Source organism: Variovorax sp. 10N432 (assembly GCF_056394465.1).
The window spans coordinates 89,585-102,647 of the sequence record NZ_JBFTHX010000024.1 but is presented as its reverse complement, the minus strand read 5'-3'; the positions used below and the strand labels follow the sequence as shown (position 1 = coordinate 102,647).

14 protein-coding genes and 1 pseudogene are annotated in these 13,063 nt (G+C 69.3%); 5 read left to right on the top strand and 10 right to left on the bottom strand.

Translation table 11 applies throughout. The annotated features are described in order from the left end of the window. Together AC1DF3_RS24870 and AC1DF3_RS24865 are read right to left on the bottom strand one after the other, a co-directional pair. The coding region (locus tag AC1DF3_RS24870) for a tripartite tricarboxylate transporter permease (RefSeq protein ID WP_478141176.1) at window positions 1–530 on the bottom strand (530 nt) is incomplete at its 3' end. Window positions 531–532: 2 nt separating this feature from the next. Further along, window positions 533–955 (bottom strand): tripartite tricarboxylate transporter TctB family protein, encoded by a 423-nt coding sequence (locus AC1DF3_RS24865; protein WP_286527107.1) that lies wholly within the window; start codon window positions 953–955, stop codon window positions 533–535. 196 nt (window positions 956–1,151) lie between these two features. On the opposite strand from AC1DF3_RS24865, the gene gltS reads away from it, so the two are divergent. From gltS to AC1DF3_RS24840, 5 genes are read left to right on the top strand one after another with little or no spacing between them, the layout of a single operon-like run. Then, window positions 1,152–2,366 (top strand): sodium/glutamate symporter, encoded by a 1,215-nt coding sequence (gltS, locus tag AC1DF3_RS24860; protein ID WP_286536392.1) that lies wholly within the window; start codon window positions 1,152–1,154, stop codon window positions 2,364–2,366. A gap of 53 nt (window positions 2,367–2,419) precedes the next feature. After that, a complete protein-coding gene (locus AC1DF3_RS24855; protein ID WP_286536391.1) occupies window positions 2,420–3,085 on the top strand; it encodes a DUF3348 domain-containing protein in 666 nt (221 codons plus the stop codon). Window positions 3,086–3,101: 16 nt separating this feature from the next. Further along, window positions 3,102–5,192, top strand: a complete 2,091-nt coding sequence (locus AC1DF3_RS24850; RefSeq protein WP_478141175.1) for a DUF802 domain-containing protein — start codon at window positions 3,102–3,104, stop codon at window positions 5,190–5,192. A gap of 23 nt (window positions 5,193–5,215) precedes the next feature. Further along, entirely contained in the window at window positions 5,216–5,839 is a 624-nt protein-coding gene (locus AC1DF3_RS24845) for an OmpA family protein (protein ID WP_478141177.1), read from the top strand. Then, window positions 5,832–6,440, top strand: coding sequence for a DUF2894 domain-containing protein (locus AC1DF3_RS24840; RefSeq protein ID WP_286536389.1), 609 nt, complete (start codon window positions 5,832–5,834; stop codon window positions 6,438–6,440). The genes AC1DF3_RS24845 and AC1DF3_RS24840 overlap by 8 nt, the downstream gene beginning before the upstream one ends. A 9-nt stretch (window positions 6,441–6,449) precedes the next feature. Here AC1DF3_RS24840 and AC1DF3_RS24835 read toward each other — a convergent pair whose 3' ends face one another. The 8 genes and pseudogenes from AC1DF3_RS24835 to AC1DF3_RS24800 all read right to left on the bottom strand — a co-directional run bounded on the left by AC1DF3_RS24835 (window position 6,450) and on the right by AC1DF3_RS24800 (window position 13,020). After that, the gene (locus tag AC1DF3_RS24835; protein ID WP_478141174.1) at window positions 6,450–6,776 is read right to left on the bottom strand and encodes a GYD domain-containing protein; all 327 of its coding nucleotides are present in this window, start codon (window positions 6,774–6,776) and stop codon (window positions 6,450–6,452) included. Window positions 6,777–6,927: 151 nt separating this feature from the next. Next, window positions 6,928–7,077, bottom strand: a complete 150-nt coding sequence (locus AC1DF3_RS24830) for a hypothetical protein (protein ID WP_286536386.1) — start codon at window positions 7,075–7,077, stop codon at window positions 6,928–6,930. Between the two features lie 26 nt (window positions 7,078–7,103). Next, window positions 7,104–7,715, bottom strand: a complete 612-nt coding sequence (locus tag AC1DF3_RS24825) for a methyltransferase domain-containing protein (RefSeq protein ID WP_478141173.1) — start codon at window positions 7,713–7,715, stop codon at window positions 7,104–7,106. A gap of 1 nt (window position 7,716) precedes the next feature. After that, window positions 7,717–7,983: a hypothetical protein gene (locus AC1DF3_RS24820; protein WP_478141172.1), complete on the bottom strand. Its 267-nt coding sequence runs from the start codon at window positions 7,981–7,983 to the stop codon at window positions 7,717–7,719. After that, window positions 7,968–8,750 (bottom strand): enoyl-CoA hydratase/isomerase family protein, encoded by a 783-nt coding sequence (locus tag AC1DF3_RS24815; protein WP_478141171.1) that lies wholly within the window; start codon window positions 8,748–8,750, stop codon window positions 7,968–7,970. The genes AC1DF3_RS24820 and AC1DF3_RS24815 overlap by 16 nt, the downstream gene beginning before the upstream one ends. Window positions 8,751–9,261: 511 nt before the next feature. Continuing rightward, a complete protein-coding gene (locus AC1DF3_RS24810) occupies window positions 9,262–11,265 on the bottom strand; it encodes an acetyl/propionyl/methylcrotonyl-CoA carboxylase subunit alpha (protein ID WP_478141170.1) in 2,004 nt (667 codons plus the stop codon). Window positions 11,266–11,279: 14 nt separating this feature from the next. Beyond that, window positions 11,280–11,390 (bottom strand): annotated as a pseudogene (locus AC1DF3_RS24805) (acyl-CoA dehydrogenase family protein); the annotation flags it as partial. Between the two features lie 10 nt (window positions 11,391–11,400). Then, complete coding sequence (locus AC1DF3_RS24800) at window positions 11,401–13,020, bottom strand: acyl-CoA carboxylase subunit beta (protein ID WP_478141169.1); 1,620 nt, start codon at window positions 13,018–13,020, stop codon at window positions 11,401–11,403. Window positions 13,021–13,063 lie beyond the last annotated feature (43 nt).

Here is a 13,063-nt window from a genome sequence, read left to right as displayed (position 1 = left end):
AGCACGCCGATCATGCACATGGCCAGCCCGTTGAGCAGGCTGCCGGTGGTGACGAAGCTCACGCACACGAAGCCGACCAGCATCATGGCGACGTAGTCGGCGGGCCCGAACAGGAAGGCCACCTCGCCCAGCATGGGCGCCAGGAAGGTCAGCACCAGGATGGCGACTGTGCCGCCGATGAAGCTGGAGAAGCCCGCCGTGAACAGCGCCAGGCCGGTCTGACCCTTGAGCGTCATCGCATAGCCGTCGATACAGGCCACGATACTGCTGGCGTGCGGGATCTTCATCGTGATCGCGCTCACGCTGTCGCCGTACTGCGCCCCGTAGTAGATGCCGGCCAGCATGATGAGCGCACCGGTGGTCGGGATCGAATAGGTCAGCGGCAGCAGCAGGCTGATGGTGGCCAGCGGCCCCAGGCCGGGCAGCAGGCCGACCAGCGTGCCCACCGTGCAGCCGATGGCGCAGTACATCAGGTTCGAGAGGGTCAGGGCGTGGGAAAACCCAAACGCCAGGTTGTTCAAGGCATCCATGGTCAGTAGAGCGGCAGGTTCAGGCCGAGAAGTTTCTGGAGAGCCAGGGCCATCGCGACCAGCCCGAGGGACACCTTGACGTTGCGCACCCACGAATAACCGGAACTGCTGGCCAAGGCGGAGAAGAACACCATGAAGACGATCCCGGCGATCATGTTCACGTAGGTCGAGATCAGCGCCAGGCCGCAGAGGCTGCCCAGGATGATCGCGATGTTCCTGAAGTTGATGCTGAGCCGCACGCGCTCGACGAAGAACGAGCGGACCACGGTCGCCGCGCCGATCACGAGCAGGATGCCGCTCACCATGGCGGGAAACAATCCCGGCCCCGCGCGGCTGAAGTCACCAATGGGATATCGCAGCGCCTGCAGGCCGAAGGCCAGCGAGATCGCCACGAGGAACAGGCCTCGGACTAGATTTCTATTCATACGCGCAAGATGGTTTGTTTCCGGTCGTGAAAGCGGCCCGCTGCCGGACCGCCTTCCGCCCCATGCAGGGTTGCTGGGACAACCCGATGTTGTTTCCTGCTCGCTGATCGGAATCTGACGCCCGGGTGAGGGGAATTACGTAACCGGGCCGTTATGCTCTGGCCGGCGCCCCCTCCCCATCACCGGAACCACCGCCTTGCTGCAACACGACCTGCACCTCGACGCCTACGTCAGCTTCACGCTGGCGATCCTGTTGTTGTTCGTCGGCAAGGCCTGCACTCGCCGCTTCGAGCTGCTGCGCCGCTACAGCATTCCCGAGCCGGTCATCGGCGGGCTGGTCAGCATCGTGGTGGTCAGCACGCTCTACCTGGTGCTCGGGCTCAAGGTGGACTTCCAGCTCGGGGTGCGCGACGTGCTGCTGCTCTATTTCTTCGCCGCCATCGGGCTCGGCTCCGACGTACGGACCTTGCGCCAGGGCGGCCGGCCGCTGGTGATCCTGGTCGCGCTGGCCACCGGCTTCATGGTGCTGCAGAACCTGGCCGGCATGGCGGTGGCCAGCGGCTTCGGGCTCGACCGCCGCGCCGGGCTGCTGACCGGCTCGGTGTCGCTCACCGGCGGCGTCGGCACGACGCTGGCCTGGGCGCCGCATTTCGTGCAGCTGGGCATCGCCAACGCCGAGGCCATCGGCCTGGCCAGCAACATGGCGGGCCTGATCTCGGCCTGCGCGATCGGCGGCCCGATCGCCGCCTGGCTGATGCGCCGACACCGGCTCAAGTCGTCGGCCGAAGCGGCGCTGCCGGCCGGCGCCCACTACGAGGACGAGAACCGCAGCCGCCTGGACTACAACAGCGTGCTGCTGGCGCTGCTCTGGCTCAACCTGGCGCTGATCCTGGGCCGCATCGTCAGCGACGCCATCGCGCTGACCCGCCTGCGGCTGCCGGGCTTCGTCGGCGCCCTGATCGCCGGCATCGTGCTGCGCAACGTCAGCGCGCTGTTCACCAAGCAGAAGGGCCAGCTGTGGCACTGGGAGCGCATGCAGGCCGGCGTGGCGCTGCTCTCGGACATCTGCCTCGGCGTCTTCCTGACCATGGCCCTGATGGGGCTGCAGCTGTGGCAGATGCATGGCGTGGCGGTCTTCGTGCTGACGGCCGTGTCGCTGCAGATCCTGATGGCGATCGCCTTCGCCGTGTTCGTGGTCTTTCTCTGCATGGGGCGCGACTACGAGGCGGCGGTGGTCTCGGCCGGCTTCGGCGGCATCGCGCTCGGCTCCACCGCCACGGCCATCGCCAACATGAGCGCCGTGACCCGCGAACACGGCGCCGCGCCGCGCGCCTTCATCGTGGTGCCGCTGGTCTGCGGCTTCTTCATCGACCTGGTCAACGCCGTCGTCATCGGGCTCATGGCGGGCTGATGTGGGGACCCGCTTTGCGGGCACCGATGTAAAATCGGCGGTTTTTCCAGTAGGTGCAAGTGTCAAGGCGCACAGGTTTCACCGACTCGGCGCTGGTTCGCTTGCTCGCTCGACTGACCGACATCACGCATCCCGAATCCCGCCAGGGCTTCGCGGACCGCTTGAGTCAGTGGTTCGGCTGGACCGACGCGATTTCGCTCTCGGCGGCGCTGGATGGCAGTCCGGCGGCGACGCCAAGGCGCGCGCGCGGCCCGGCCGACGCCGAACGACCCGAAGTCGATGGCGTGCGGGCGGCATTGGCGAAAGCCATCGCCGAACGCGGCGCCTTTGCGTCCGACTTCGCATCGCACCGTCGACGCTACCTCGCCCGGCAACAGGCCATGGAGACCGCCATCGGTCCCCTGCGCGGCCGGCTGCGCGCCAAGCTCGCGTCCGCGTCGCCCGAGATGGCCCGGCTGGCCGCGCTGGACGTGGTCATGGAGCAGGTGCTCGGGTCGCAGGAGCACCGCCTGCTGGCGACCGTGCCCGGGCTGCTCGAAAAGCACTTCGAGCGCCTGCGCCAGGCGGCCGAGCGGCCGGCCGACGAAAGCGACGGCGGCGCCGCACCCGGCGCCTGGCTGGACGTTTTCTGCCGCGACATGCAGGGCGTGCTGCTGGCCGAACTGGATATTCGATTGCAACCGATCGAAGGGCTGCTCGACGCCCTTCGCAAGAGCTGACCGCTGACAGGCCTTCATGACCAGATTTCTTCACTACGCCGCCTTCTTCGTCGGCCTCGCCGCCGTGTGCTGGGTGGGTGCCGGCTACATCGGCTCGAACCCGCTGGCGCTGGCGATCACGCTGCTGATCGGCGCCTTCTATGTGATCGGCGCGCTGGAGCTGCGCCGCTACCACCAGGCCACCGCCACCCTGGCGAACGCCGTGGCGGGCCTGTCGGCGCCGCCGGCGAGCCTGGGGCCGTGGCTGGACACGCTCCACCCTTCGCTGCAGAACGCGGTGCGCCTGCGGGTCGAAGGCGAACGCGCCGCCCTGCCCGGCCCGGCCCTGACGCCCTACCTCACGGGCCTGCTGGTGCTGCTCGGCATGCTCGGCACCTTCCTCGGCATGGTGGTGACCCTGAGCGGCACCGGGACGGCGCTGGAGAGTGCGTCGGACCTGCAGGCCATCCGCTCCTCGCTGGCGGCCCCGGTGAAGGGCCTGGGACTGGCCTTCGGCACCTCGCTCGCGGGTGTGGCGGCGTCGGCGATGCTGGGCCTCCTGTCTGCCTTGTGCCGCCGCGACCGGCTGCAGGCCGGCCAGCGGCTCGACACGCGGATCGCGACCAGCCTGCGGGTCTTCTCGCAGGTCCATCAGCGCGAGCAATCCTTCCAGCTGCTGCAGCGGCAGAGCGAGGCGATGCCCCAGCTGGTCGACCGGCTGCAGGCCATGATGGCGACGATGGAGCGCCAGAGCCAGGCCCTGCATGAACGGCTCGCCGCCAGCCAGGACACATTCCACGGCAAGGCCGAGACCGCCTATGCCGGCCTCGCCGCCACGGTCGGCCGCTCGCTGGAGCAGAGCCTGATCGAAAGCGCGCGCGCCGCCAGCGCCACGATCCAGCCGGTGGTCGAGGCCACCATGGCCGGGATCGCCCGCGAGGCGGCCGCGCTGCACCAGACGGTCGAGCACAGCGTGCAGCGGCAGCTCGACGGGCTGTCGACCCGTTTCGAGGCCAGCACCGCCACCGTGGCCGAACTCTGGCAGGGCGCACTCGCCGGGCAGCAGCGCACCAGCGAGGCGCAGTCCCAAGACCTGCGCGCTGCGCTCGACCGCTTCGCCCAGACCTTCGAACAACGCTCGGCCGCGCTCGTCAACAGCGTCTCCGGCCGGCTGGAAAGCACGGTCGGCCAGTTGTCGGAGGGCTGGAGCGGCGCCCTGGCGCAACAGCAGCGCGTGAGCGAAAAGCTGTCGGACGACACGCAGGGCGCGCTCGCAGCGGCGTCGGCCACCTTCGAGCAGCACGCGGCTTCGCTGCTGGGCACGGTCGCCCAGGCGCATGCAGGGCTGCAGGCGGAGATCGCCTCGCGCGACCAGCAGCGGCTCGCGGCCTGGACCCAGGCGCTGGAGGCCATGGCCGCCGCGCTGCAGCAGGAATGGCAGCAGGCCGGCGCCCGCAGCGAGCACCAGCAGCAGGCCATCTGCCGGACCCTGGCCGAGACCGCGCGCGAGATCTCGGCGCAGACCGAAGCGCACGCGAAGGGCACGATCGCCGAGATCGCCGGGCTCATGCAGACCGCCGCCGAAGCCCCTCGCGCCGCCGCCGAAGTGATCGCCGAGCTGCGCCAGAAGCTGTCCGACAGCATGGCGCGCGACAACGCGATGCTCGACGAACGCAGCCGCATCCTGGCGACGCTCGACACGCTGCTGGGTGCGGTGAACCATGCGTCCACCGAACAGCGCGGCGCGATCGACGCCCTGGTCGCCACCTCGGCCGACCTGCTGGAGCGCGTCGGCACGCGCTTCGCCGAAACGGTCGACGCCGAAGCCGGCAAGATGGCCGGCGTCGCCGCCCAGGTCACCGGCAGCGCGGTCGAGGTGGCGAGCCTGGGCGAGGCCTTCGGCGCCGGGGTGCAGCTGTTCAGCCAGTCGAACGACAAGCTGGCGTCCCACCTGCAGCGCGTCGAAGGCGCGCTCAGCAAGTCGATCGCACGCAGCGACGAGCAGCTGGAGTACTACGTGGCACAGGCGCGCGAGGTCATCGACCTGAGCATCATGTCGCAGAAGCAGATCGTCGAAGACCTGCAGCGCATCGCCAGCCAGCGCGCCACCGAAGGCAGCGAAGCGTGACGACCGAAGAGCTCGACGGCGGCATGGAGCCGACGGTGCCGGTGTGGGCCGTCTTCGGCGACCTGATGTCGGGGCTGCTGGGCGCCTTCGTGCTGATCCTGGTCTGCGTGCTCGGCATGCAGATCGATCTCGCGAGCCAGCTCGAAGCCGAGGTCAAGCAGCGGCAGGAAGCCGCGCAACGGCTGCAGACGCTCGAACAGGCCCTGGCCGGCCCCCTGGCCGCTGGCCGCGTGACGTTGAACAACGGGCGCATCGGCATCAGCGGCAGCGTGCTGTTCGCCTTCAACTCGGCCGAGCTGCAGCCCGAGGGCCGGCAGCTGCTGCGCAGCCTGACCGCCCCGCTGGCCGCCTACCTGCGGGCCCGCGACGAGATCCTGATGGTGAGCGGCTTCACCGACGACCGCCAGATGCGCGACGGTGCGCGCCGCTTCGCCGACAACTGGGAGCTGTCGGCCCAGCGCTCCCTGACGGTGACACGGGCGCTGATCGAAGAAGGCCTGCCCTCTTCCTCGGTGTTCGCCGCGGCCTTCGGCTCCGAGCAGGCGGTGGCGTCGAACGCCGATGCCGATGGCCGGTCGAAAAACCGCCGCGTCGAGATGTCGCCCACGCCGAGGCCGTCCAACGCGCAGGCCCGACCCCGTGGCTAGCGACAGCGAAGCCGGCGCCCGGATCGCCGCCTGGCGCGAAAGCGGCGACCACCGCTTCGATCCCGTGCGCTTCCATTTCATCGAGGCGCTGGCCGGACGCTCGGCCGCCCACGACGGCGAGGCGCGCCGCCTCCTCGACGACCGTGTCGCCAGGCTGGTGGCGGACTATGGCGCGGCGCTGGCAGCCGCCCAAGCTGCCGACGGCGACGCGGCGCCGCCGACCGCGAAGCTGCCGGCAGGCCGTGGCCCGCTCGCGCTGCTGGTCGAGCAGGTGGCCCGGCAGGCAACGTCCGCGGGCGACGGCCCGGCGGCCGGCGAGTTGAAGACGCTCGGCTACTTCCGCGGCACCTGGGCGAAGCTCAGCGCCGAGCGGCGGCTGACGCAGTCGCTGGCCAAGATGCCGGAAAACGCCGGTCCCCTCAACTCGCACCATCTCGTGCATCGATCGCTGACCCTGATGCGCGACCTGTCGCCCGAGTACCTCAACCGGTTCATGGCGTATGTCGACACCCTGCTGTGGCTCGAGCAGGCGGGCGCCGGCGCCGCCACGGCGGCACCGGAGAGCCCCAGGAAGGCCGCCCGGGGCAAGACGGCGGGTTGACCGCCGGGCTCAGCCCTTGGGCGCGGGATAGGCCAGCTTGCCGGCGCTGCCCAGCACCTCCATCGTCTCGGCCACGGTGAAGAGCTGCGAGGTCTTGAGGGTGCGGATATGGCCCGCGAGCTCGACCGCGACGATGGCGGTGGCCGCCACCTTGGCGTCGGGCGCCTCGTAGACGATGAAGCCATCGTAGTCGCCCGCCATGTAGTACATGCTGAGCAATTTGCCGCCCAGCTTTTCCATCAGCGCCTTGACCGGCACGCTGCGGTCCTCGGGGTTCTTCGCCAGCTTCTGCCAGCCTTCGGTGTTGTAGCTGAAGCACGTCATGTAGGTCGGCATACGCGTCTCCATTTCCTTGAAATCGAGGCGGAAGCGAGACCGGTCGGAACGGCCGGGCGAACCAGCGCCCCGTCTGGTCCGGAGGGCTCTTGTACTCCGTCAGGCGGGAAATGCAATGGCCTGCGCGAGGACGGACAACGCCGGGCAAGGGTCAGGCGGCCGCCGCTCCCGCCGCTTCCAGCGCCGGCTTGACGCGCTTGGCCTTGAACGCCTGCAGCACCTGCGGCGTGTGGTACGGGTGGCTGCTCTCGCGCACCTCGTCGTAGCAGGCGTTCTCGACCGGGTAGACATGCTGCTGCATGAAGTCTTCGACGCGGGTGTCCTTGCTCAGAGGCGTGTCAGGGCCAGCGCGAGTTCGTGGGCGCCCAGCGGGTGGCCGACGCGCGCGTAGGGCGGCTTGGGCCAGGACCAGCGCGATGACGGAAACAGCGCCCGCATGGCGTGGATGTCGCAGTGGTACGGCGGCCCGGTCACGAAGCCGTCGGGCGCACCCGCCGCGGGGGCCTGCATGAAGAGCGCCAGCAGCCGGCCGCCGGGCTTCAGCCAGGCATGCAGCTGCGCCGCATAGGCGGTCCAGTGGTCGGGATGCAGCGCACACAGGCAGGTCTGCTCGTAGACCGCATCGACCGGCGCCGTCGGCGACCACTGCAGCACGTCGGTCTGCAGCACCTGGGCCTGCAGGCCGCGCTCGGCCAGATGCTGCTTGCTGCGATCGACCGCCGCCGCAGCGTAGTCCAGGCCGGTGACGGCGACACCGGCCGCCGCCAACTCTGCCACTTCCCAGCCGCTGCCGCAGCCGGGCACCAGCACGGTGCTCCCGGCCGTGAAGACACCCTCGTCGCGCCAGCGCAGCAGCTGCGGGCTGGCGGCGCCGCGGTCCCACGGCGTGGTGCCGGTCTCGAAGCGGGCTTGCCAGAAGGCTGCGTCGGGGCCGGCCATGTCAGGTGCCCTCGTTCGCGGGCGTGCGCAGCCTGACCTTGAGCAACTTGCGGGTCGGATTGCGCGGCAGCGCATCCACGAGCCTCAGTTCCCGTGGCAGCGTGTAGATCACCGGCACGTGCTCCTCGCCCGCGACCAGCGTGTGGATGCTGGCGTCGCCGATGTTCCAGACCAGTTCGGGGTCGCTCAGGCGAAAGTTGAGCGGCACGAAGACGCCGACCGCACGGGCGCTGCGGTCGATGGGCGCGCCGATCAGCGCCCGGTCCACGTCGGCCTCCGCTTTTCGTTGAAGGAGGCCAGGCCTTCCTTGGCGTCCTCGGTCATCGCGAGCAGCGCGATCTGGCTCTCGGTGTAGGCGATGCCTTCGTCGAAGGACATGGCTTCGAGGGCGCGCATCGCGTATTTGCCGCGGCGGATCGCGGTCGGGGACTTGTTGGCGAGACGGTCGATCAGCCACTGGGTCTTGGCGTCGAGTTCGGCGGCCGGCACCACGTGGTTGAGCAGGCCGTTGGCCTGGGCTTCGGCGGCGTCGAAGGGTTCGCCCGACAGGCACCATTCGCGCACCGTGCGGCGCGGCGCGATGCGCTGCAGCAGGCTCAGCACCTGCATCGGGAACAGCCCGATCTTGACCTCGGGCAGGCCGAACTGCACATGATCGGCGGCGATCGCCATGTCGGTCATGCAGAGCAGGCCGATTCCGCCGGCCATGCAGACGCCATTGATGCGCGCGATGCTCGGCAAGGTCGAATCCTGCGCCTCGCGCAGCATGTCGGCGTAGTCGATGTTGGGCCGCGACAGGTCGAAGGCGAAGCCCGCGCCGGGCTGCAGGTCGCCTCCGGCGCAGAAGGCCTTGTCGCCGGCGGCCGTGAGCACGATCACGCGCACCTCGGGGTCGGCATGGGCACGGCGGTAGCCCTCGCGGATGCCTTCGATCACGTCCTTGTTGATCGCGTTGCGCTTGTCGGGGCGGTTGATGGTGATCCAGAAGGCTCTGTCTCGCTTCTCGTGAAGCACTGACGGGTTGGGTTCGCTCATCGATGTCTCCTTGATTCTTGTTGCGGACGTTGGCGGCGATGGCGAGCGGTATGCGCCGGGCCGGCCGACGTCACCGGCCCTTCGGGCTTCCCTGCGCTGCTCGCGGTACGCGGGGTCCGCGCAAACTCGCTTCGCTCAAACACGCGCGGCCCTTTTTCCGCGCACCGCTGCGCTGCTCGGCGGTGCCTCAACGGCCGACCCGGCGCATGCCGCCCACCATCGCTGACACGTCGGGGTTGCATCGGCGTTGGAGACGACACGGATCTTTGATCACCCCCTGAGCCCGGCATGCGGTGCGGGACGGGCGATCCCCTCTGCGCCGCTGAGCAGCGCAGCCTTTCGCGGATAAGGGCTCGCGACTGTTTGAGTGGAGCGCAGCGGAGCGAGTTTGAGCGAGACCCCGCGAAAGGCGAGCAGCGCAAGGGAGCCCGAAGGGCCGGCGCAGTGGGGTCGCTCGGCCCGCACCGCTTGCCGGGCGCCTTTCCATGGGAGAACAGCATCACCATCGGGATCACGCAGGCCCAGTCACGAGCACTTCGATCTCAGCCACCACCCGGCTGGCCGCCACCTGCTCCCCGTTCGACACATGCACCGCCGTCAACCGCCCGGCGACGGGCGCCGCATGCACGTGCTCCATCTTCATCGCCTCCAGCGTGACGATCGGCTGCCCCGCCTCCACCATGTCGCCGACCGCCGCGAGCACCGCGACGACACGGCCGTTCATGGAGGCGCGAAGTTTTCCGTCGCCACCCGATTCGCCTTGCCTTGCCGAGGCGGCGCGGGTCTTGTCCTCGACGCGCAGCGCCAGGCCGCGGTACTGCAGCAGCAGGGTCGCACCGTCGCGGAACCAGGTCGCGTGCTCCTGAAGGCCATCGCAGACGAAGCGGACCGTGTCGGAGCCGAGTGCGACCACATCGATCGCGAAACTGCGCTCCCCGAGCGCGACCTCGAAGCGGTGCTGGCGCGGCAAGGTCACGCTCGCGTTCTGCGCCTTGCCGCCGATGTCGAAGCGCAGCGAGATCGGCAGGTTGTGCGACAGGCGCCGGCCCGCCGCGCGCTGCCGGCGCTCGCCCGTGGTCTCGTAGAGCAGCACGGCCGCCAGCGCCGCGGCACGCGCCTGCACGGCTTCATCGGGCGCCAGCAAGGCTTCCTGATGCTGGCCGATGAACGCGGTCGTGGCGCCGCCCGCGGCGAACACCGGATGCGCGAGGCAGCTGCGCAGGAAGGCCTGGTTGGTGGTCACGCCGAGCGCCACCGCGTCTTCCAGGCCAGCCGCGAGCTTGCGCCGCGCTTCGTCGCGGGTGCGGCCATGGCTGATGATCTTGGCGATCATCGAGTCGTAGTACGGCGGGATCTCGGCGCCCGAACGCAGCGCGTCCTCGACCCGCAGCTGGGCCGGCATCTTCCACAGCGCCACCGTTCCGCTCTGCGGCATAAAGCCCTGGTCGGCATCCTCGGCGCACAACCGAACCTCGATCGCATGGCCCTCGAAACGCACCTGCGCCTGGGTCAGCGGCAGGGCCTCGCCGGCCGCCACGCGCAGCTGCAGTTCGACCAGGTCGAGGCCGGTCACGGCCTCGGTTACCGGGTGCTCGACCTGCAGCCGCGTGTTCATCTCCATGAAATAGAAATTGCCTTCGCGGTCGAGCAGGAATTCGAGCGTGCCCGCACCTTCGTAGCGGATCGCCTTCACGGCCGCCACCGCCGTCGCGCCCATGCGTTCGCGCAGGGCCGCATCGACGGCGGGCGACGGCGCTTCCTCGATCAGCTTCTGGTGCCGGCGCTGCACCGAACAGTCGCGCTCGCCGAGATGGATCGCGTTGCCATGGCGGTCGGCGAAGATCTGGATCTCGATGTGGCGCGGCTCGACGATGGCGCGCTCGAGGATCACCTCCGGGTCGCCGAAGGCACTCTGCGCCTCGGACCTCGCGCTGCGCAGCAGCTCGGGAAATTCCTTCGCCGAAGGCACCAGCCGCATGCCGCGGCCGCCGCCGCCGGCGGTGGCCTTGATCATCACGGGGAAGCCGATGCGGGCGGCCTCCTCGGCCAGTCGGCTCTCGCTCTGGTCTTCGCCCTGGTAGCCCGGGATGCACGGCACGCCGGCCGCCTGCATCAGCGTCTTGGCGCCGGCCTTGTTGCCCATCGACACGATGGCTTCAGCCGAAGGGCCGATGAAGACCAGCCCCGCGTCCTTGCAAGCCTGCGCGAAGTCCTCGTTCTCGGCCAGGAAGCCGTAGCCCGGATGCACCGCGTCGGCGCCGCTGAGCTTCGCGGCTTCGACGATGGCCGGGATGCGCAGGTAGGACTGGGCCGGCAGCGGCTCCCCGATGCAGACCGCCTGGTCGGCCTCCTGCACATGGCGGGCGCCGGCATCGGCGGTGGAATACACGGCCACCGTGCGGTAGCCCATGGCGCGCGCGCTGCGGATCACGCGCAGCGCGATCTCGCCGCGGTTGGCGACCAAGATCTTGCGGAATGGCGTGACGTGATGAGTTGGAACAGTCTTTGCAGTCATGACAGTGAATTCGGAGCCGGGAAAATCTCGTCGCGCGCCCACTGGTCGACATGGGGATTGATCTCCTTGTCGATGAAGCGGTTCAGCGTGTCGCGCAGGGCCTCGTGTTCGGGGGTGAGCTGCATGCCGTGAACCTCAGGGACGGGCGACCGAGAACTGCATCTTCTGCGGCTCGCGCAGCTCGGCCTCGCGGCAGATCGACAGCACCTTGGACAGCACGGCGCGGGTGTCGCGCGGGTCGATCACGCCGTCGTCGAGCAGGCGCGCGCTGGTCGTGAAGACGCTCATCTGGCTGTCGAAGCGGTCGATGATGCGGCGCTCCAGATCGTCGAGCTTGGCCTGGTCTACCTCGCCCTTTCGCTTCATTGCGGCCTCTGTCACGATGACCATGGTCTTGGCGGCCTGCTCGCCGCCCATCACGGCCGTCTTGGCATTCGGCCACGAGAAGCAGAAGCGCGGATGGAAGCCGCGGCCGCACATGCCGTAGTTGCCGGCGCCGAAGGAGGCGCCGCAATAGATGGTGATCTGCGGCACCGTGGCGTTGGTCACGGCCTGGATCATCTTGGAGCCGTGCTTGATGATGCCGGCCTCCTCGTAGTCTCGCCCGACCATGAAGCCGGTCGTGTTGTTGAGGTAGAGGATCGGCGTCTTCGACTGGCAGCAGGCCTGGATGAAATGCGTTGCCTTGGCGGCGCCGGCCGGGTCGATCGGGCCGTTGTTGGTGATGATGCCCAGCGGCAGTCCTTCGATCTTGATGTGGCCGACAACGGTGGCCCCGCCGTAGTTCTCGCCGAATTCGAGGAACTCGGAGTCGTCGGCGATGCGGGCTATGACCTGCTTCATGTCGACCGGACGCTTGTGGTCCATCGGCATGATGCCCAGCAGCTCCTCGGCGTCGTAGCGCGGCGGCTTGAAGCGGCGCGGCGCCTCGGCCGGCACATCGCGGTTCCAGTCGATGCTGGCCATGATCTCGCGGGCGATGCGGATCGCGTCGCGGTCGTCCTCGGCCAGGTAGTCGCCCAGGCCCGAGATCGAGGTGTGCATCACGGCGCCGCCGAGTTCCTCCTCGGTCGCGATCTCGCCGGTGGCGGCCTTGAGCAGCGGCGGGCCGGCCAGGAAGGCCCGCGAGCGGCCCCGCACCATCACGATGTAGTCCGACAGCCCGGTCTGGTAGGCTCCACCCGCCGTGGACGAGCCGTGCGTCACGGTGAGCACCGGCAGCCCGGCGGCCGAGATGCGCGCGATATTGCGGAACAGGTTGCCGCCGGTCACGAACTCCTCGACCTTGTAGGTCATGAGGTTGGCGCCCGCGCTCTCGACCAGCTGGATGTAGGGCAGCTTGTTCTCCAGCGCCAGCTCCTGCATGCGCAGCTGCTTGGGGATGCCCATCGGCTGCAGCGCCCCGGCGTCGATGCCCGAGTCGGAGGCGTTGATCATCACGCGCACCCCCGAGACCCAGCCGATGCCGCCGATCACGCCACCGCCCGGCACGCTCTTCTCGAGGTCGGGGTTGTCGAGGCCCAGCCCCGCCAGCGAAGAGATCTCGAGAAAGGGCGTGCCCGGGTCGAGCAGCAGCGACAGGCGCTCGCGCGGCAGCAGCTGGCCGCGCTTCTCGAAGCGCTCGCGCGACCTGGCCGAAGTGGCGACGCTGCGCCGCTCGTAGCCGTGGACGCGCTCGATCAGCGCGAGCATGCCGTCGCGGTTGGCCTGGAAGGCCTCGCTGCCGGGGGAAATGGTCGATTCGATGGTTGCCATGTGCGCTGTGCCCGTCGCGCTGGAGCGGGTCGATGGTGTGTGT